Origin of the sequence: Shewanella inventionis, from assembly GCF_014641855.1 — a bacterium.
In the GTDB taxonomy this organism is placed as follows: Bacteria; Pseudomonadota; Gammaproteobacteria; order Enterobacterales; family Shewanellaceae; genus Shewanella; species Shewanella inventionis.
In genome coordinates, this window is record NZ_BMII01000024.1 from 60,677 (window position 1) to 81,264 (window position 20,588).

General features: G+C 40.4%; 17 protein-coding genes. 16 read left to right on the forward strand and 1 reads right to left on the reverse strand.

Features of this window, described 5'->3' with window-relative positions; translation table 11 throughout:
- The first annotated feature begins 73 nt into the window (after positions 1-73).
- The 4 genes from IEW93_RS14705 to IEW93_RS14720 all read left to right on the forward strand — a co-directional run bounded on the left by IEW93_RS14705 (position 74) and on the right by IEW93_RS14720 (position 7,690).
- Entirely contained in the window at positions 74-931 is an 858-nt protein-coding gene (locus IEW93_RS14705) for an endonuclease (protein ID WP_229706696.1), read from the forward strand.
- 844 nt (positions 932-1,775) lie between these two features.
- On the forward strand, positions 1,776-4,460 hold the full coding sequence (locus tag IEW93_RS14710; protein ID WP_188740064.1) for a class I SAM-dependent DNA methyltransferase: 2,685 nt from the start codon (positions 1,776-1,778) through the stop codon (positions 4,458-4,460).
- A complete protein-coding gene (locus IEW93_RS14715) occupies positions 4,457-6,496 on the forward strand; it encodes a DEAD/DEAH box helicase (RefSeq protein ID WP_188740065.1) in 2,040 nt (679 codons plus the stop codon). The genes IEW93_RS14710 and IEW93_RS14715 overlap by 4 nt, the downstream gene beginning before the upstream one ends.
- Positions 6,497-6,499: 3 nt before the next feature.
- Entirely contained in the window at positions 6,500-7,690 is a 1,191-nt protein-coding gene (locus tag IEW93_RS14720) for a GIY-YIG nuclease family protein (protein ID WP_188740066.1), read from the forward strand.
- Positions 7,691-8,091: 401 nt separating this feature from the next.
- On the opposite strand, the gene IEW93_RS14725 is transcribed toward IEW93_RS14720, so the two are convergent.
- The gene (locus IEW93_RS14725) at positions 8,092-8,469 is read right to left on the reverse strand and encodes a hypothetical protein (protein WP_188740067.1); all 378 of its coding nucleotides are present in this window, start codon (positions 8,467-8,469) and stop codon (positions 8,092-8,094) included.
- A 248-nt stretch (positions 8,470-8,717) separates the two neighbouring features.
- Here IEW93_RS14725 and IEW93_RS14730 point away from each other — a divergent pair, with 248 nt between their 5' ends.
- From IEW93_RS14730 to IEW93_RS14785, 12 genes are all read left to right on the forward strand, one after another.
- Positions 8,718-8,981: a hypothetical protein gene (locus IEW93_RS14730; RefSeq protein ID WP_188740068.1), complete on the forward strand. Its 264-nt coding sequence runs from the start codon at positions 8,718-8,720 to the stop codon at positions 8,979-8,981.
- Entirely contained in the window at positions 8,981-9,367 is a 387-nt protein-coding gene (locus tag IEW93_RS14735) for a helix-turn-helix domain-containing protein (RefSeq protein WP_188740069.1), read from the forward strand. Before IEW93_RS14730 ends, IEW93_RS14735 begins: the two co-directional genes overlap by 1 nt.
- A 62-nt stretch (positions 9,368-9,429) precedes the next feature.
- Positions 9,430-9,663 carry a DUF4160 domain-containing protein gene (locus IEW93_RS14740; protein WP_188740070.1) on the forward strand — a complete coding sequence of 78 codons (234 nt, stop codon included), beginning with the start codon at positions 9,430-9,432 and terminating at the stop codon, positions 9,661-9,663.
- A 93-nt stretch (positions 9,664-9,756) separates the two neighbouring features.
- Positions 9,757-10,404: a hypothetical protein gene (locus IEW93_RS14745; RefSeq protein ID WP_188740071.1), complete on the forward strand. Its 648-nt coding sequence runs from the start codon at positions 9,757-9,759 to the stop codon at positions 10,402-10,404.
- Between the two features lie 55 nt (positions 10,405-10,459).
- Positions 10,460-10,741, forward strand: a complete 282-nt coding sequence (locus tag IEW93_RS14750; RefSeq protein ID WP_188740072.1) for a hypothetical protein — start codon at positions 10,460-10,462, stop codon at positions 10,739-10,741.
- Between the two features lie 961 nt (positions 10,742-11,702).
- Positions 11,703-12,326, forward strand: coding sequence for a hypothetical protein (locus tag IEW93_RS14755; RefSeq protein ID WP_188740073.1), 624 nt, complete (start codon positions 11,703-11,705; stop codon positions 12,324-12,326).
- Between the two features lie 277 nt (positions 12,327-12,603).
- The gene (locus IEW93_RS14760; protein WP_188740074.1) at positions 12,604-13,794 is read left to right on the forward strand and encodes a hypothetical protein; all 1,191 of its coding nucleotides are present in this window, start codon (positions 12,604-12,606) and stop codon (positions 13,792-13,794) included.
- A gap of 315 nt (positions 13,795-14,109) precedes the next feature.
- On the forward strand, positions 14,110-15,369 hold the full coding sequence (locus IEW93_RS14765) for a hypothetical protein (RefSeq protein ID WP_188740075.1): 1,260 nt from the start codon (positions 14,110-14,112) through the stop codon (positions 15,367-15,369).
- A gap of 10 nt (positions 15,370-15,379) precedes the next feature.
- Complete coding sequence (locus IEW93_RS14770) at positions 15,380-16,807, forward strand: hypothetical protein (RefSeq protein ID WP_188740076.1); 1,428 nt, start codon at positions 15,380-15,382, stop codon at positions 16,805-16,807.
- Positions 16,808-18,052 carry a hypothetical protein gene (locus IEW93_RS14775; protein ID WP_188740077.1) on the forward strand — a complete coding sequence of 415 codons (1,245 nt, stop codon included), beginning with the start codon at positions 16,808-16,810 and terminating at the stop codon, positions 18,050-18,052.
- Between the two features lie 9 nt (positions 18,053-18,061).
- Positions 18,062-19,249: a hypothetical protein gene (locus IEW93_RS14780; protein WP_188740078.1), complete on the forward strand. Its 1,188-nt coding sequence runs from the start codon at positions 18,062-18,064 to the stop codon at positions 19,247-19,249.
- 9 nt (positions 19,250-19,258) lie between these two features.
- A complete protein-coding gene (locus IEW93_RS14785) occupies positions 19,259-20,491 on the forward strand; it encodes a hypothetical protein (protein WP_188740079.1) in 1,233 nt (410 codons plus the stop codon).
- Positions 20,492-20,588: the final 97 nt, after the last annotated feature.

Below are 20,588 nucleotides of genomic sequence, written 5' to 3' on the forward strand. Positions count from 1 at the left end.
CCTTGATAGTAGGCTTAAAGCCTGTTATTGTCAAATAAAATCTACTTATCTAGTACCAGAAAGGTGAATTAAAATGAAAGTTTTAGCATTTAAAGTCATAGCGATTAGTTGTTTGTTAAGCTCAAATGGTGTTTGGGCTGATGCCGTTGGCATAGATACTCTGTTTGGGAAAGCCAAAGACGCCTTTGTAAAAATGAGTAACGATACGACATCGGCTGGCGCTGCTCCAGTGAGGGATAACGTCAGTATTGGTGTAGGCAACACGACTAATGATTCATTTAATAAAGCAAAGAAAATGCTAATGAAAATCAATCAAGCATACCCATATACCATATACTGTGGAGCTAAGTTTGATCAGCGCAAAAATATTGAATTGCCGCAAGGGATGGTTTTAAGTGTCTATAAGAAAAGGAATAAATTGGAATTTGAACATGTAGCGGCAGCTCAGAACTTAGGTCAAGCCTTTTCAGAGTGGCGTGAAGGGCATGCGCTATGTGTCGATAGCAAGGGAAAGTCGTTTAAAGGCCGTAACTGTGCCGAAAAGGTAAATCAGGAATATCGATTTATGGCAGCAGATATGTACAATTTGCAACCGGCGGTCGGTTCGGTTAATGCAGCAAGATCGAATTACAATTTCACGATGTTACCTAGCACTCCATCGAGCTTTGGAAGTTGTGACTTCAGAATAGAGAATCGAAAGGTGCAACCACCAGCAAGGGCGAGGGGGGTGATAGCAAGAACTTATATGTACATGGACAGCGCCTATCCAAAATTCAGTATGAGCAAGCAGCAGAAGCAGTTAATGACGGCGTGGGATAAACAATATCCAGTTCAAGCAAACGAATGTCGTGTGGCCAAAGAGATAGAAAAAGTCCAGGGCAATCAAAATGAAGTTGTCAAATCTCGTTGCGTCATTGCGAACATGTGGTAAATAAGTCTCTAACATGGTCAAACGCACCTGTACTGAGGTGCGTTACTATTTCTTATAACCTCTTCAGTAAAGGTTATTTTGAGCCGTTCACTAAGAGTATTATTATTCGAACTAAATGCAATCAGCGAGGGAATATTTTCTATTCAGATCAGGCAGATTTGTTTGAACAACCACAGTCAGCACAAATCCAACCGCCGAATGTTTCGGTAATATACAAACCTCGACAATCAGGACAAAAGTCAGGCAAATGACATGTCACTTGTTCTACCTTAACTATCAATTGTTCGTTTTCATTAATCCACTCTTCGCCTTTGCCTTTAATAAGTTGATTAAATTGGTACGCGTGTCGGTGAACATTTATTATTAGAACTCGACACTAAAGTTTGAAACTGTGACATTAAAGTTCGAAACTTTTTGGGGTCTTATTTAGCTGCTTCTTTTGGGTTCTAGCTGATTTTTGGACAAAAACGTTTCAGAGCCGAATGACGGCTCTGTGCCAATAGCGGAAATCCACTTTGATCCGATTAAATAGTAGCTTTTCACTGAAAGCGGACATTGCTGGGGCTAATTGGACTTCAGCTCTCGAAAATTTCGAAACCTTGGTGCATTGTGAAAAAGATAAAGATGCAGTATTTATTTCTTGCAGAGGACCAGACCTTGGATTACAACGATGTGTCCAAACTTAGCTGATCACTACTTACTGGATGATATCAATAATCTATGAGCTGCTACATATCGATTTTATTGCATATTTTCATACAATTAAGAACACATACCTAATATGTGGCCAAGAATTTAAACTCATGTAAAATGGAAGAAAAATCCTTAATGGAAATAAGAACTGATGACTTCTAAACTGAACATACTGGATATCGAGCAAGGCTTAGAGCTTTTAGCCAATAGGAACGTTTCTCCCCTTGAGTTTGGACTAGAGCTCCTTTTGTTCTTTAGCTCTGCTAATACTGTGAAACGTATTACCACTACCAAAACGTCATTATCTGATCTTCCTGACGGGACTCTTTGGAAGGAGAAATTTCATTATGCTCCATCTGCGCCAGGTGATGCAGACGCTACACTTACAAAACTAAAGCAATCCCAACAGAGCAACAAAGGTAAGGTTCGCCTTCTTATCACTTTTGATGGTAAAACCGTTCTGATTTTCGATAGAAAGTATGATGAGTTGACCCAAACCACCCTAAGTGGGTTGAAAAACGAACCTCAGATTTTTTTGCCTCTAATAGGTGAAGAAGGTTTTCGTCAATCGGACGAGAGCAAAGTAGACATTAAGGCCACCGCAAAGCTGGCTAAACTCTACGACGCAATCATTGAGCATTCCGGGCAATGGCTTATCGGTGACAAGCGTCACTTGATGAATAATTTCATGACACAATTAATTTTCTGCTTATTCGCAGAGGACACTGGCATATTTCCTGTTGGGATTTTCACAAGAACACTTAATAATCGTTCGGGCAGGGAAGGTCAGGACGCTACATCTGTAATCGAGACTATTTTTAATGTCCTTGATAAACCTCAAGACCAGCGTGGAGATGTTCCAGGTTGGCTGGCGGATTTCCCTTATGTGAATGGTGGGTTATTTTCCGGTGCGGCCCACGTACCTCCACTTTCTCCTAAAGCATATCGCTACCTTTTAGAGGCTGCTTCACTTGATTGGAAATATGTGAACCCTGACATTCTCGGTTCATCCATTCAAGCCATTGTTGATCCTGAGCTTCGCGGTGACTTGGGGATGCATTACACATCAGTCCCCAACATTCTGAAAATATTAGACCCTTTGTTCCTGGATGATCTTCGCCAGCAGCTGTTTAATGCTCGGCATTCCAAAAAGAAAATTGATGAGTTTTTAGTCCGACTTTCTAAAGTTGTGGTTTTTGACGGCAGCGCCGGATCGGGAAATTTTCTCGTCATTGCGTACCGCGAACTTCGTAAACTTGAACTACAGGCCTTGGATGCATTTCGTGATTTAAACCAAGGCGCCTCTATGTCTTTTGGTTTTACATCAGTGGTATCACTGAATCAGTTTTATGGAATTGAGTACGCAGACTTTGCAGCAGAAACCGCAAAGCTCGCCCTTTGGATTGCTGAGTATCAACAAAACGCACGATTTGCAGCAGCATTTGGCACCAGCATCCCCGCGCTACCATTACGTGACTCAGGGAACATTCTATGTGGAAATGCTCTACGTCAGGACTGGAGTAAGTTTTGTCCAATTAAAGATGGGTATGAGTACTACATAGTTGGTAACCCACCATACTTAGGCTCAAGCAAAATGGGCAAAGAGCAGAAGCAAGACATGGAACTTGTTTTCAAGGGTCAAAGCACAACTTTTAAAACACTTGATTATGTTTGTGCTTGGTTCCTGAAAGCCGCTGAATACTGCCAAGGTAAAAATGCATCATTTGCACTTGTAGCGACAAACTCTATTGTTCAAGGTGGACATGTGCCTCTTCTTTGGCCTCTGATATTCGATATGGGAATGGAGATCGGTTTCGCATACACCTCTTTTAAGTGGAAGAATAACGCATCTAATAATGCAGGCGTTACTTGCGTAATTGTTGGCGTGAGAAACGTTGCAAGTAAGCCGAAATTTATATTCACCAATGAAAACAAATTACTTTCAAAAAATATTAATGGGTATTTATTAGATTCTGTAAATGTTGATGTCTGCAAATCAACTTTACCTATGTTCAACTTACCTCCAATGGACCGTGGTAGCAGTCCTATTGATGGTGGCGGATTAATTTTATCTGCAGATGAAGCGAATAAAATAAGACTAGAAAATCCAAATTTATCACAACTTATAAAAAAATATGTAGGTTCTAATGAGTTGATAAATGGACTGGAAAGATATTGCTTATGGATAGATGAGGACAATCTCCAACTTGCTTTATCAAGTGATTTTATTGCCGCAAGGCTTGAACAAGTCAAATTGATGAGAAATGCTAGTTCAAAACAGCAAACAATTGATTTAGCTTCATCGCCTCATAAATTTGGTGAAATTCGACAGTACAACTCGAAATTAACTATCGTTATTCCTCGTGTAAGTTCTGAAAGCCGTGAATACCTCCCGGTAGATGTATTGACACAAGGGGAAATTATTTCTGATCGTAACTTTGGCATTTATGATGGTCCACTCTGGGCGATGGCTATTATTGCGTCGAAAATGCACCATGTATGGATTGCAACGGTTTGTGTAAGGCTTGAAGAACGATTCAGTTACTCTAATACCATCGGCTGGAATACATTCCCGATACCGGATTTGACCGAGGATCAAAAAGAGCAACTTAACCAATCAGCCAGAGCGGTAATTTTGAAACGTGAAGAGTATTACCCCAAAAGTATAGCTGACTTGTACGATCCTAAGAAAATGCCTCAAGACTTGCTACAAGTCCATGATGCCAATGACCGTTTAGTTGATTCTCTTTACCGGGAAAAGCCATTTGCTGATCAAAATGAGCGATTATCTCACCTTTTTGAGTTGTACATCCAAAGGACACAAGGAAAGTCATGAGTCAGATTATTACTGCTGTTGAAATCAGCCATGAAGGGCGTGAACCTGCCATATTTGTAGACCCCTTTGGTCTGCGCCCCATGCAGCGCAGAGTCTTTGACAAGCGAACAGAAAAGCATTTGCTTATTAAGTCTCCTCCGGCTTCCGGTAAGTCACGAGCACTCATGTACCTTGGTCTTGATAAGGTCATTAACCAGGGTCTCAAAAAAGTAATAGTAGCCGTACCCCAAGTAACAATAGGTGCAAGCTTTTCCAATACAGACCTCATGGCTGGCGGATTTTTCGCTAATTGGACTATTGAGCCGCAATGGGATTTGTGTTCACCAGGTGCTGATCATGGAGCGATAGCCAAAAGCAAAGCTTCTGCCTTGATTGCCTTTATAGAAAGCCAAGACACCGCTCTTGTATGCACCCATTCGACGTTGCAATACGCATATCAGCAGGCAGGGGCCGCTCTTTTTGATAATTGCGTGTTAGCAATCGATGAGTTTCATCACGCCAGTTCAAGTCAGGATAGCCGTTTGGGTGAGTTGCTTGCCGATGTATTGGCTCGTGATAAGGCTCAGGTTATTGCAATGACTGGTAGCTACTTTCGAGGCGATGATATTGCGATTTTAAGTCCTGAACACGAAGAGCAGTTTACTCACGTTTCCTATACCTACTGGGAACAGATGAGTGCCTACAAGCATCTTAAAACTTTAAAAATTAACTATGCGTTTTATAGTGCGCTTGATGGGAGCTACCTGCAAGCTATCCCCAGAGTTTTAGATTTAACACGCAAGACGATTATTCATATCCCTCACCGCAGCAGTCCAGAATGTGCCGGGTCAAAGCATGATGAAGTGGATGCTATTGTCGACGCTATTGGACATTTAGAAACTGTCGAAGAAGGTACTAATTTCTTTATCGTCAAAGCTGCAACCGGTAAGGAGTTCATAATTGCAAACCTTGTCGAAGATGATGCTGAATTTAGAACTACGGTACAGACTGCACTAAGAAATCCGATAGAACAAAGCCGAGTTGATATCATCATTGCCCTTGGTACCGCAAAGGAAGGTTTTGATTGGCCTGCTGCAGAGCATGCTATTACCGTTGGATACCGTGGTTCTTTGACTGAAATTATACAAATAATTGGCCGTGTAACCCGTGATCATCCCGGAAAATCCATTGCAACCTTTACAAACCTCATCGCTGAGCCAAAAGCTGATGACTCGCAGGTGGTTGTTGCCGTAAACCAAATGCTTAAAGCTATTTCCGTTTCCCTGGCGATGGAGCAAGCACTAAGCCCGAAGTTCAAGTTTGTGCCAAAACATTCAGATAATGAACCTTCAATGCAAGAAGACCCTTTAACTGGTGATATTACTATCGCTATCAAGGGGCTCAAGCAGGCTCAATCTGAGAAAGCCAAATCTGTCATTGAAAACGAAATGTCAGAGCTGATCGCAAAGGTGTGTCAAAATCCTGATGTGATCAAAGCTATGGCCAACGAAGATATTCCGGCAGAGCTCCTCCAGGATGTGTATATCACTCGGGTTATAAAGGAATACCTTCCAAATGAGTCTGACGATGATGTGGAAGCGATAAGGCAACAGGTGGCAGCTGTTATGGCGATGTCATCTGTAGGAAACGGTAAATCATTATTAGATCAATCAGCTCAATCATCAGACCTCACAACGAAGTCAACAGATGTGGGGGCAAATCATTTTATTGGCCTGGTCCGAAAATTCATTAACATCAACGAACTCTCAGTTGATTTAATTGATAGCATAAACCCGTTTGGTCACGCTTATCAGGTGCTAAGCAAAGGTCTCACTGCCGATATTTTACAAAAAGTCCATGGGGTTGCGAAAACTCAGCGTATTCAGATGACTGAAACTGAAGCTTTGGCTCTTTGGCCACGGATCGAGATGTTCGCAAAAGACAATGGTCGACCGCCAAGTTTTGAGTCAGCAAATCACCTTGAGAGACGACTCGGTGAAGCACTGGAATGGCTAAAAAACAAGAAGCGGGAATCATTAAAGCAGGGGTCAATGTAAAACATGCCAAATAGAACCCTGCAGGATATTTTTGATAATGACACTCTAAGTTTGCTTGATGTAAGCGTGAGTAAATCAACTCGCCTTACAGAAGAATCAATCTGGTTCTCAATCCTAAATGAGGTTACGCAATTCAAACGTGCCAATGGGTATTTGCCAAGCCCTAATTCTCAAGCCATCCATGAGGCAAAACTGGGTACCCGGTTTCAAAATATTCTAAGTAAACCTGATTTGATTGAAACGCTTCGCCCTTATGACACTGATTTGCTTTTACCTTCAACGGAAGTAGTGGAATCAACACCCTCTGGACCATCATCTATAGAGTCATTGTTTTCCAGCAGCTTGCTCGCGGTCGATGATCCGATATTTCAAATTAATCCCCTCTATGAGATGACTACTAAATCGCAGTCAACAAATGAGAACATGGCCAAGCGGAAGCCGTGTAAGGACTTTGCAACATTTAAACCTATTTTTGTTGCAATCCAACATGATTTGAATGCTGATATACGTAAAACCGAGCCTATCTCCAAGATTGCAGAGATTAAAGCTGGTCAGGCTTTTATCCTATCCGGTCTCATTGCGTATGTGGCTGAAGTTGGAGAAAAGTATGAGCATCGAAAGGGGCATCATAACGCCAAGACCCGTATTATTTTTTCCAATGGTATGGAAAGTGATTTGTTGTTACGGTCATTTGGTGCCGCACTCTACAAAGACTCATCCGCTAGGGCAATTACTGGAGAGTCCTTAGGCCCACTTTTTCGAGGTATTGATGACGAAAAAGTGACAGGATACGTTTATGTTCTACGCAGCTTATCAACGAACCCCGATATCTATAAGCACAGGCATTACCTACATAAGATTGGAGTAACAAAAACAACCGTAAAAAATCGAATATCACATGCAGCTAAAGATCCAACTTACCTTTTAGCAGACGTCGAAATTGTTGCAGAATTTGCCTTATACAACTTCAATCCTCATGTGACTGAGCAGCTCCTTCACAAATTTTTTCAAACAGCCCAAGCAGATTTGTGCATTAAAGACCGGTTTGGGAACGATGTGAAGCCAAGGGAATGGTTTTTCATACCCTTCGACGAAATTAGAAAAGCAGTATCATATATATCTGATAATACGATACTGGATTACGTTTATGATTTTGTTGAAGCCAAAATTGTAAAAGCAAATAAGTTGAACTGAATGACAACCTTTTAGAGTGCTCTATTAGCATGTCTATCACGACCTCTAGTGTCGCACTGAAACTAGCATTTGATTAGAGGATATACTTTGGGTTCACGAAAAATCGAATGTCCGCAAATAAGGCAAAGCAGAGATTCGTTTTTCACGAGCGGCCTGATCTGAATAGCTGCTTTTCGCTCAAAGCCGACCTATAGAGTAATTACGTTAACACGTTTTGGGGCAAATAACTGCTTAGTGTGGTAAATCTAAACCGTACCTGGACAAAAGTGAGTTTCAAACTTTGTTGTCATACTTTTCTTAGATAGCCATGTTGATAGAACCTAAGTTTCGATCTTTATTGTCACAATTGACTTTTGGTAGCCATGATAGAAACGAGCTTTGGAAGTAGAAAAGTTTCAATCTTAGTTGTTCACCCACAACGCGCTCACGGGCTTCATTTTCGATAAGTCTGCTGGTGGAATGTCATCAGTTAAAAACAAATCCCACAAACTTGGGTAGGCATATTCTGTATTTGATTGAAAGCTCCCGCCTCTTACATGCTCGAAACCAAACTTTTTGGCTAATCTTAATGTACATTGGTCTACTATTTTTGAAATATCATTGTGTTTCGCTGCGCCGATCTCACTTAGATGGACCACTCGCTTTGGATGAAAAATAGATAGCCATTCGCTACCTAAGTCATCTACTTGTTCGAAATTAAGCCACAGTGCCTTTCCAACATCAGCTGATGAGTTAACAAAATAGTTATTCTGGTCGAGCTCAAGGACATAAAGATGCATAACACTCACTTAGTTAGTTGCCTTCAATGATTCCGGCAGTAATTGGCCAAGAACCCAGATATATAGTTAGTGCATTCAGAAAATAATTCAAATGATATAAAAAACATCAAAAATAGTGAACTTTGTTCTTGATTATGTGAACTTAGTTCACTATCATAATTTTGAGAGTTAGGTAGTTATTTTTTACAAAACTTAAAAGTATGCATACAGCGTATTGTCAGTAAATCTAAACATCAAAGGAATTTATCATGATAGCTCACGAAGTCGCTACTAGCTTAGCGTTGGTAGAATCAGCAGCAGGTTACAGTTTTTATATTCAAAATGAAGTTAGCAATGATGAACTAATAACATCACTACAAGAGAAGTCAACGGGGGTTTATTCTTCTGGCGATGAGGCAGAGCTGTTTGTTTTTAGTGATGGAAGTTGCATAAACCGTCAAGGAGACGAATATTTTATCAATGACGATGTAGAAGTTTTGGCTCAAGAATACTTAGAAAAGGTTTCTTTTTAATGAACCCAATTCAAATACAACAAGCCCGGAAATTGTTAGGCTTGACTCAAACAGAATTAGCGGCTGAGCTTGGTTGGACAACTAAGCGTAACGTAGTAAATCTTGAGCATGATACTAAACCTAAACCATGCACTGTACAAACGGCGCTGTCAATCGAATGCCTATTGCGCCGAGCTCAGTTATGGGAACGGTTTGTTAAAATGGATTGGTTTGCTGGATTGAGTGAACGTAATCAGGACGGATTAACCCGCCTCAATTTGTTCGACATGGATGCTGTTGAAGCCCTTGTGAACAATGCTGATTATATGTTCCCTCCTGGTTGTAATCTAGCCAATCGTAGCAAGATAGAAATAGCCACTCATATAGCGACTTTCAGGCAAAAATAGGTGCCGAGATAAATGTGGTTATCACTCATGGTATTTTCAGGTAAATCAATTTAGGAGTAAAAATGAGTCAAGATGTTTACCGTGATAGTGGGTTTAAGGTCTTTTTTTTCTCAAATGATGAGGCAAGAATGCATGTTCACGTCGTGGGGAATGAAGGTGAAGCAAAGTTCTGGTTAGAGCCAGAGTTCTGCTATGCAAACAGCAATCTACCAGTAGAAGCGCTTTCTATACTTGGTCGTAGCGTTAAGGCTAACGAAGATGAAATACGGAAAGCATGGACCAAACACTTTTGCTAAAGTATTGAGGCCCCTTCACCGTGTTTGGTCCAAATAGGTCGCCGGTTCGGTAGCAGACCGATAGCACTAAATTTAGATAATGAGGAAAATTGCATGGAACGTATCAAACTTATTCAACAGTTAGAGTTAGCATTGCAATATGCAAAATCAGACAGCAACGATGAAATCATATTTGATATAGCTGATAAGTCCTTCCATATCATTTTTAGTAAAGACAACCCTTTGGATGATATACCACTTCATCAACTTCTTGCTCAAGGTGAATACGTAAAAAGCATCCAATACTTAGCAGATTGGCTTGGTAAGTGTCTTGACATTGACACACGATTCTCATGCGGTTTGTTTCGTAGTGACGATCCTAGAGGAACCGGTGTAGCGTATGAGTACGGGGAGGGCGAAAAGTTAACTGAACATTTAACTAAGGTAGCGACTTCAAGTGGGATTTGGTATTTAACGTTGTATCGAAGTTTCAGTAAAAATGAAAATAGTGATTTTAACGAACTCTATTCCCAGATGAAAAGAGATCTAGGTTTTGATACGGTTGAACTACAGGTCGCGCTGGTAAGACTGCTGCCCAAAAAATCAAAAGAAGACAGTATTGAAAGTATCTCACCTCCTTTGCGAATGAAAGAAATGTACCCGGAACGCAGAGTTGGCGAAGAAGAAGCATTCGAACTTTTAAGTGATCTATATACTACTTACAAAGAGTGGGAAGACGAACAACCGGGTGTGAAGGATTGAATACACGAACAAGGACCGACATTAGTTTTATAAACTTTTAGATGGGGAATGAGTTATGTCCATAAAAGACAGTACCAACATAGAAAGTCGTTACAGTGTGATCAGTAACAACGATGACGCCATGCACCCTTCTGGATATCATCGTATTTTTGATATGAAAACCAATGCCATTGTCGCGATTATTGATGATTATGCTTTGGCTAAGGGATTAGTAAAAAGACTTGAGCAAGCAGAAAAGCTAGCAGTATTAACGCGATTTATAGATGGCCGTCTTAGTGTTTTCCCAAAAGAACTCAGACTTGAGTTTGATGGAAAATTAAAAGAATTAGGTTTGTAATCGTAAATCAGCAGACGAAACCACACCACCTATAAAGGGGCTGCACGAGCATTATTAGTGAAATGAGAATGCCCCAGCACATATGATTGCCTGGTGATGACGTGCTATGCCCTGGGAAACAACGTTACCGAACTGCCCAGGAACAAGCATCCCCACACCCTCCAACCCCAAAAGACAACATTCCAACAAATACAATGAGCAACACCCTCTAACCATGAAAGACAACATTCCCATTTAGATTACCCGATAAGGACATGGGTAACCGACAAGCTGATCTCTTCGTTGCTGACGCTTTTAATTGCTTTTTCCTCCCGGCTTCAATTGCATCATGACGACTTTGCTTTCGGGCGCGAATTTGGCCCTATTTGGAAGAGGAATTGACAAGAGGGTCAATGTTATTCTTTTAAAATAATTCTTCTTGTTTTTAAGATCTTTTAACCGCTTTTAAAATGATTGATATGAGAATAAACGTATTGGAAAAGTACCGACGGCTTAACTTAACCAGGTGGTAAAATTAACCGATTCAAGATAATTATGTTGAAAAATAACCGATTTTAAGTAAATTCTTCTTAAATATATCCGTTAAAATTATAGTTTATCCTCTTTTAATTCAATTCTATTACAAGAGAAGTATCTTCCCTTAAATCAATTCTATTTCAATAGAACTCTATTCAAATCCGTTCATGCTTTTAAAAGCGTACAAGATCTTTAAAAAGAATTATTTTAAAAGAAGTACGCGTGGGCGGGTTAGGGCTTCGACAAGGGGTCGAGTAGTCGATGAGGGTTAAAGCTAAAGCAAAAAAGCGCCAGCCACAACAAAAGCATGAGTCGAAGATACCCGCCTGCAGCCACCCACGCTGTTGAGTAAGGACTAGTTGGGAATGTTGTCTTTTTGGTATGGTGTTTTGTGTTATTGTATTGTACTCTTTTAGTATCTGAAACGTACAATAGCGAGCCCGTTATGCTTCCCTCAAATGGTATCTTTATCTTTGGTGCTGAAGAACAGTCGTTTAACAGTTCCAGTCACTTGACCAATTTCATCAAGTACCTGTTCTCGGATTCTACCAACCATCAAGCAAATGAGTTAACTGCGCACAACGCCTTCTTCTATGCAGGGAAAAGCGGCAAAGCAGGCCGATTTGTGAATGACAACAAAGCTGAAATCACCTTGTTCAAAGACTTTATCGCCAACGAAAAGCTTACCTATCAGTCATGCATCATGGATATTCACTACCTTTTCTTCCTCATCGAAATCAATGGCAAACTTTTCTCCAATATCGTAGGGGAACGCAATGGCAAGTTAGTCATGTATCTCAACTATGATACGTTTATGGATATCGCTCATGAGTATTTCTATGACGAACCTCACGCATTTGAAAATGCGCTGATGGCTAAAATCGAACAATGCAACGTCAACCCAATCCATATCAGTGAGCCTTCCATCAGTGAGAGTGACCGACGCATGATCGAACTTGCCTTGCATAAACAAGTTAAAAGGTTTTGTAATCGTGACACCATTATCTCAATCTCGCATGGTGATCAATCATCTGCGTATCACATCCACCGGATAACTCGCAGATCCTGAAATCCCAGCGCAATACACGTTTTGATAATGGTAGTGTCAGATAATCTCACTACTACCAGGATGGGAAGTGTATTTGCCGGTATAAAAGCTTTCTGCTAGATGGCCAAGCTAATGATTTCTACAAAAGCGGCCATCTAGGATAGTTGGTTAATCCTAAAAACAGAGGTCTGCTGGGCGAAGCAAAAGGATTTGTACAAATTTGGCGCCCAACTATGCGATAATATGGGTTAGTCTGCACATACAGTAAGATTATGCCACCGTAATTGATGAGGTTTATTTGAATAACACTAGCGCAAATCCAATTACTCTTAATGAATGTTTGTCCGTGGCCTCGCAATGTGCAACCAAGAGTGAATTTCGCAAACACTCGACACACTACAGGGCGGCACAAATCAATGGTTGGCTTGAACAGTGCAATGACATCATTACATTCACTTCAAAGGATGAGTGCATTCGTCGAGCACAAAACTGTCTTAGCCCGGCTAAATTTAAACAATGGCAAAAGAAATACTACAAAGCAGCGATGGAAAATGATTGGCTTGACGATTGTTGGCAAGCGATAAAGACATCCCGCCGTGACTTTACTCTCGATGAGTGCGTTAACCAGTCAAAGGCTTGCATCAATTATTCAGATTTCAAAACGAATTATTCTGTTTATTATCAGGTTGCAGAACGAAATGGTTGGTTATCGCAATGCTTGAATGCCCTGCCAAAACACTCTGAAACCTATGACGCCTGCATTTCCGCTGCGCAATTGTGCAAGACTGAACGGGAATTTAGGGCAACTCAATCACATTTTTATCTGGCCGCTAAAGCAAATAAATGGTTGGCTGATTGTTACTCCAGCATCAGGCGCCCATATACACTCGAAGAATGCATTGCCCAAGCAAACCTGTGTGAAACAAAGTCCGAATTCAAGCGTATTACCCGCATATACCGTGTTGCCAAAAAAAATGGTTGGCTTGATGAGTGTTTTTCGCATATTGCCGCACCTTCAGTGGAACCTACACTAGATTTGTGTTTGCTTAAAGCCCGTAAGTACAGCAATAAACGCACGTTTAAGATGTATCAGAAAGAATTGTATAAAGCAGCTGAGCAGAATGGTTGGTTAGATTTATGCGTTTATGGTACCAACCTCACCTTAGAGGATTGCGTTATGGTTGCCAGCCAGTGTACAAGCCGCAAAGAGTTTGCCACTTTACATGAACAATACTACCAAGCCGCTAAAAACAATGGTTGGTTAGTACGTTGTCTCTCTGCCCTAAAGCCTGGTCAAATAATTAAGCCCAACAAACCTAAAGCAGTTGTTCTAGATCCAACTAAAGAAATTACTCTCAAGCTGTGTATAGCCGACGCCAAACGATTTTCAACCAAAGAGGAGTGGCAGCGAGAAAGTTTTAAAATCCACAATAGAGCTCGAAGCAATGGTTGGCACAAGCACTGTTGCAAGCATATGAAAAAATCATAGGTGGGTTAATAGAACACCTATGTTCAAACATTAAACCGTTAAAATCTGAAATATATCCTTTCTACATCGCTTTCTTATGCTACTACAGGTGTTTCTGTTGTTAGCTCACCCTCCAACAAAATGTACTAATCATGTATCGAATAGGTTAATATAGTCATTATTTACCCAGCTGGTGGGTTCAACTTACGTCATCCACCGGATTTTTAGTCCATTCACATTGAAGGGCGGTTTGAGGTTGAATAATGACTTACATTAATCATGAAGATTTTGCTTTGCCCGACTTTATCTAAACCGCACTGACAAGATACAAAATTTATGGAAGCTCAACTTATGCATCGATATAACGACTTAGAATCAATGATACGTGTTGAACATGTGCCTTATCGTATGGCTGACATCGAGGCAAGTGCAGAAGCGATTGTTGCCGGGATGGAAGCCCGATACGTTGAGTTGGCTCAAATAGAACTCCCAATGATGATTACTTCATACAGAAAAGGCTATGAGGAACAACACCAAGAATTAATAGCGCCATTTCAAAATAATCCACAATTTGACGAATGTATCAGAAAACATGTAGAAAATACTTTGAATATTGAATTAGATGATATTACAAGGATGGCCGAACTATCGGGGATCACTGACCTACCGGACCTAAGCGGAACCAGAGTTGTCACTGATTTTAGACGATGGATATTGTTGAGGTGCTTCGATAGTGACAACCGTATAACTTTAACTGAATTTAAAAATGATTCTAGACAATATTTACAAGCTGTTTTTGAGATGACTCCGACTGGTTTTCGCCACCCGTATAAAATGAAACAGCTTATTCCCTTAGAACGTGACAGTAAGTTAAGTGATCTTGAATTAGGTTTTCTTTTCCAAGGTGCTTTTCTCAATGAAACAGTACCTTTTAACACCCGAGAACTTGGCGTAATAACCGATTTAGTCCCAAGTGCCGAGTCATCGAGTCCTTATGGCTTGCTGTTGAAAATGAGAGATGGATATAAACTTAGTGCTTGCGCTCGTGCATTACTGATTAATCCATCTCACGAAGATCGTGCTCAAATTGACAAGTTTTTTGCCAAAATGGAAAGCGATGGGCATATTCCTGGTAACACTTTGCTTCACAAGATCCTCGATTGCCCGAGTGTGAACGATTTAACTCATGAGCAATATATTTGCAATGCCCGTCAATTTTACTCGAAAGATCCAATCCAGCTGCAAAGCTCACTAGCAGAGTTTGATTACGTCAAAGGCAAGATTCTTAACCGTATGCTAATGCACCGTTTGCCGCGTAGGGATGACGATGTTCTTGATATCGTATACATGACACATCTAAAGCAATTTAGGGACGATATACCAGAGGACAACGCAGCGCGTGAAGTGATCTTTGGTCGTCATTTGCAACGCAGGATAAGAGAAAGCACGCCTCAAATCGAAGAATACCAGGCAAGTGTCGCTCTCAGTGAAGCTATCGACGACATGTTAACAAACAATAGCCTTGCTGATGTCACGCAAGATGCTACGAATGATGGGGATAATCTTTATCAAACCCCGGTGTCAAACTCGCTATGAGGGCAAAATAATGTCATCGTCAGAATTAAGGGATCTTGTCGAGCTACGCGCTCTGCCAATGACGTCTATCGATATTAAGTCCAAAAGCGAGAGAATTGCTTCGCTAATCAGATACGAATTTTGCTTTTTAAGTAACAAAATTCCGACTTTTTTGGCGAAATTAAAAGCTGCACATTTAAAAGAGTGTGCAACATCACTCACAAGTTTCGCAAGCAGACCGAAATTCATTTCATTGGCCAAAGCCTATTTAAGACAGGGGCATAAATTCATTGACGCAATTAAAATTCAAGAATTTGCCACGGCGAGTAACATCCTTAACCCACCAGAGTTAAACGATAGTAACGTTTTGAACATCAATCGTTGGTTAATGCTCAATTTAATCACTCCTAATACACCTTTTCATCTGGCTAGCATTAGTAAAACCTCCCCCAAACAAAAGACCTTTACTTTTTCTATGCGTGTGCATGGGTGTCAAAATACTATTCTCATCGACATTGACATGAATATCACACATCAAGTGCTTAACGCCTCATCATTGCGAGTATATTGGCCAGCAGACTGTGAAAATCTAAAGCGATTAACCACCAAATCCGTCAGTATCGATGCGTCAAAGTTAAGCGAGAAGTTTGCAAAATTGAGAAGGAATACTAAGCGAGTCCTAGTGCCCTTATTCAAATTGCTCACCCACGATGGTCCTTTAGAAGAATGTATAGCTCAGATGCGAATTGAGTTTGAGGCGCATATGTGTGTACGGGCTCTTGTTATCAACCCTGGCAGCCCAGATAGGGTAGCCCTGAATGAGCATATAGATACTTTTGATGGCACTGTGCAAAGTATCGAGCAAGGCAATCCATTTCCAGAGTTTGTTTTCGATGAACTAATGATAAACCAGGTACCCAATTCGCAATATCTAGCCAATTCAATGCAGATTTACAGCGAGAAGCCGGTATCCGAGTTAACAAACAGCGATCTAGATAGAATTTCGACTTTTAGAAAATCCATGACCATATTGCTTATTAAGCATCGATTGTTCTACAGCGAGAGTAAAATTGGTCACATTGCTTATTTAAAATCGCTAAGGGATTTTAAAACTGACATCGTTAGGCAAGGTTTTGGCGTAAAAAAATTATTTGATAACTCGATCATATCGACGCTGGCTAAACATCGAGTAGAAATAGACCTGTACGAAACACAATGTGCCACCTTCCTTTCTGTTGCGCATAGAAATACCCCAACAAATATGCAACATGCAACAAATGATGAGTTAGTACCAGTTGAGCCTGATATGCCCGTCATTTCCTATACAGTGGGTTATTCCGATGAACAAGTACCCGTATATGAAGATACCTATATACCCCATGAACCTTACGCTGAATTTACATGGACAGAAATCTCCTATTTGCTATTTAACGACGATACGACACGAGGAATGCAATAAATGGCCAGCATCAATTTAAATACACTCACCTCGTTTACAGTACAAAAAGCCAATGTATATCGTAAGCAATACGCAGAATTTGAGCAAAATTTTGAGGCTTTCTGCCACCAGCTGGCAGAAAGCAATTATCAGCGCCGCAATCCAATCATAAACCACTATTTTGAAGCCAAACTGTCCGAAGCCGGTTCGTTTGAAAAAGCCTTTCGTTTATCTGAAAAAGACTTTAAAGACATGCCCGATGCAGCCACCGAAGCAATCATTAAGGAAACAGGAGTCGATAAAGTAGATTCAAAGTTACGGTTTGCAATTTGGTTGTATGAAACCAAACTGTTTCAATCCCATGGTGTAACTCTCTTGGACCTCAAAATTGAATACTACGGTGAATCTAGTTATAAATTTGAGGCAAAGCATCCTGAGATTGGCGAGATAGAATTTGAGTGCTACACCAATAAGAAGAATGAAGTAAAACAAATTACCCTTAAGGCAGACTCGGATAAATACTCCATCATAAATAATCACTGCTCAGTGTCGTTGCCGATAAAAATAGGTGATCTGGTTAATCCTGTACCGCCCCATATTGGTATAGTGATTTTAGACGAACACAAAAGACCTATCGATACATTTGATGATTTGATGGCAAATCATGGCTACTACCCGCAACTTGAAGAGCTTCTTTTTGGTGTGACATTGCTTGAATCCCTATCGCAAGGTGAAACGCTTAGTCGAAACGACAAGACTAGAGCGAAAGCGCTTATTTCCCGAAATTCAACACTGGGGATCGATGCGATTACAGCATTAATCCAAAGCAGCGACGTATTATCACAACCAGAACTGTTAAACAAAGCACTTGATAGTTATTTTGTAAACATAAATCAAGAATTCCACCAGGCACTTCTTAGATCGGTTTGCGATTCAATTACAGAGCAATACAAAAATGCAATTAATACCGATATATCAGGATTGATATTACTCAACACGGTTGAGCCAGTATTGCACGCATATTTTAGAAAGAATAACTTATTTGAACCTATTGAAATGACTGATTTTTTCCAACTTCAGTTGTTGTTAACAACTACAAAGGAAAAAAGAGATGAACTCAAGTCTTGCCAGATATTGTGTGAAAACATTGATTTAACCTTATCTGAATCAACCGTGCAAACAAGCATTATTGAAATAACGTCTTCCTCCACCAGCACCGATGAGAAAGGCAATGACCACACAGTTAACCCTTTCAATTCACTGTAGGCAAAACTAATGATTAAAGTAACTTTAGATGAGTTAATAAGAACCACACAAGACCAATTGAGCATTATTCAATCGCAATACAAGTCATTGTGTAGTGAAATGAGCACTGTTGTGCAGTTAGTCGCACAAGAAAAACTGTCTACTTTCCCTAGTGAACTGACAGAGTATTTCATGACAAAAGCCGGTCCTATGGATAGGCCACTTAAAGAGATATTAAAAAAGGAGTCCGGTTATTTTAGTGATATGCCAGAGGATGTCCGTTTAGCGATTAATTCTATTGATAGTAGTGAAAACCATAATGCCCAATACCAATTCAGCAAATGGTGTACGTTGACTAAAGAGTTAGAGAATAACTTAGAGGTGCAGTTAAAAAACGCTTGTGGAAGTTTTGCTCAGCCTGACACTACGATTGTCACGTTTCAATCAGTTAATACAAAATCAGTTGACTATGAGATGGATTTTCATAAGGTAAATGGAAATAGTAGCCTGTTATATGCTCGTGGGGGGGGTAAATATGATCTTGACCTCTCCTTCTTGTTACGTCTTCCTGACGGCATAGTAAAAAATCATATTCCAACACATCTTCTAGAGATGACGCGAGATTCGCTAATTTACCCCACAGTATTTCGTGACATGTTGCTCACCGACAAAACCGATGCTTCTATGTTAGCTAAAAGCCTGTTGATGGCCACTATCAACAATACCTATTTGCAGGGTAATGAGGTTGATACCACAGAGAAGGATTTTCTTATTAAATTTTTCAATAATCTAGATTCTACACGGATTGTTAATGCAGGGATAAAGTCTAGTTTCGAATACGTTGTACCTGAAATAGATTGGCGAGTTTTACCATCCAGAATAGAGCATTTGAATAGATTATTCGATAGCCTATGTAGTTTTGATTACTATGCATATCACTCACTTGATCTGCTGTGTCACCACCTTTTTGTGCTGGAAGGGGCAGAAAGGTTAGCCTTTCTAAATGAGATCGAAGATCAATGCCCCAAGGCACAAGTGATAAGTAGGATCAGCGAAACACTTAACGCCACAAGGGATGAACGGTCGGAGTATAAAGCATCATTGTCGCTAGCAGAAAACATCGAGAAAGCGTTATTAGATATGAGTAATGACGATGTATATTCTGCAAAACTAGATGATATACATGAAATCAATGTCGATCAGCATAATTCGCTTTAGGAACACACCATGAAAATAGTTACTCTGGACGAATTAACAGAACGTGCAATATCCGATGCAGATCAGTTACGCAGTACGCTACTGCGGCAACAACGAGAATTTGCCCATTTGATGCCAATTATCGCAGCGCGAAACAGGCAGAAGTACCCTGAGATAATCTCAGAGTATTTTGCACAAGTCATCAAAGAAAGAGGGGGGGTGCGACAAGCGCTTTACACTACAGATTATTGGAAGCAATTTGTCCCAAATAAAGTCTCTAGTGCGCTTGAAGAAATGTTAGGTCAAACTGGCCCTGTTGATGTTGAAAGTGTTCTAGCTAACTGGGCATATGAAACTGTGATGTTAGAAAAAGTGAAGGAAGCTAAGCTATCTCACGCACAATACCTTGATACATTCCAAACTCGTGGTTTCATTTCTGCAGTACAAACGGGCTCGAATGATGAACGCATAACTATAAGAATGTTTTTTGACACTGAATTGCAAAGTGAAGAGCTCAGTGTAACTTCAGATGGCATAAATCCCTACCTTCGAAATGGGTCACCGTTTGGTCTGCGCGTTAAACTGGATAGTTCCGATTTCAAATTAGAGCTACCACCGGAGGCCATAGAGTTCCTGGTAGACGAAATACCGGAAGGTACTGAAGGCAAACTAAACAATCAGGAATTACTGCCATTTAACATGCTCGTGCGACAAAGCTCACACACTCACAATTTAGAACGTGCGACTTTCATTGTTAATTTGCTGGAGTCGTATCACAAACAAGAAACATTGCCTGAAGATGCGAGCCCGTCAATACGCAAGATATTTGATAAATTGAATCACTCCACTATAGACTGTGGCGCAAATTTAATTGCTCAATCAGAATGCTCGACTGATGGGTATGCTTTGGTTTCTACTATTTGCCAACTGCTAGGCGAACATCATCGCTTACCTGTTAACTCACATATCTTTTCGTTTTTGGATTATGTTATTCACGACAGAGCAATTAAATATGCGAACGACAATCAAATTGACTATCTCAAGTATTTAAATCATGTCGATCAAGTTCTGAGCGCTCATATCTTTGATGGTGGGTTCCGCTCTACGTTGTCTCTGATTAATAGCAACAGAGAACGAATAGACGATATGAATCACGCAAATGAATTAGCTAGTAACATTGAACAGGCGTTGGTTGCACTAGGTGTCGATGGTTCCGTAGTTCGGACAAATGATCACCCATACACTTTTACTTCCACTCTCTAACTATACACGTTTGACAATGTGAGAATGTCCACTATTGTGTTTACAGACTGAATGAATTGGATATCACCACATGGCAATCGTATACGAGATCAAAACA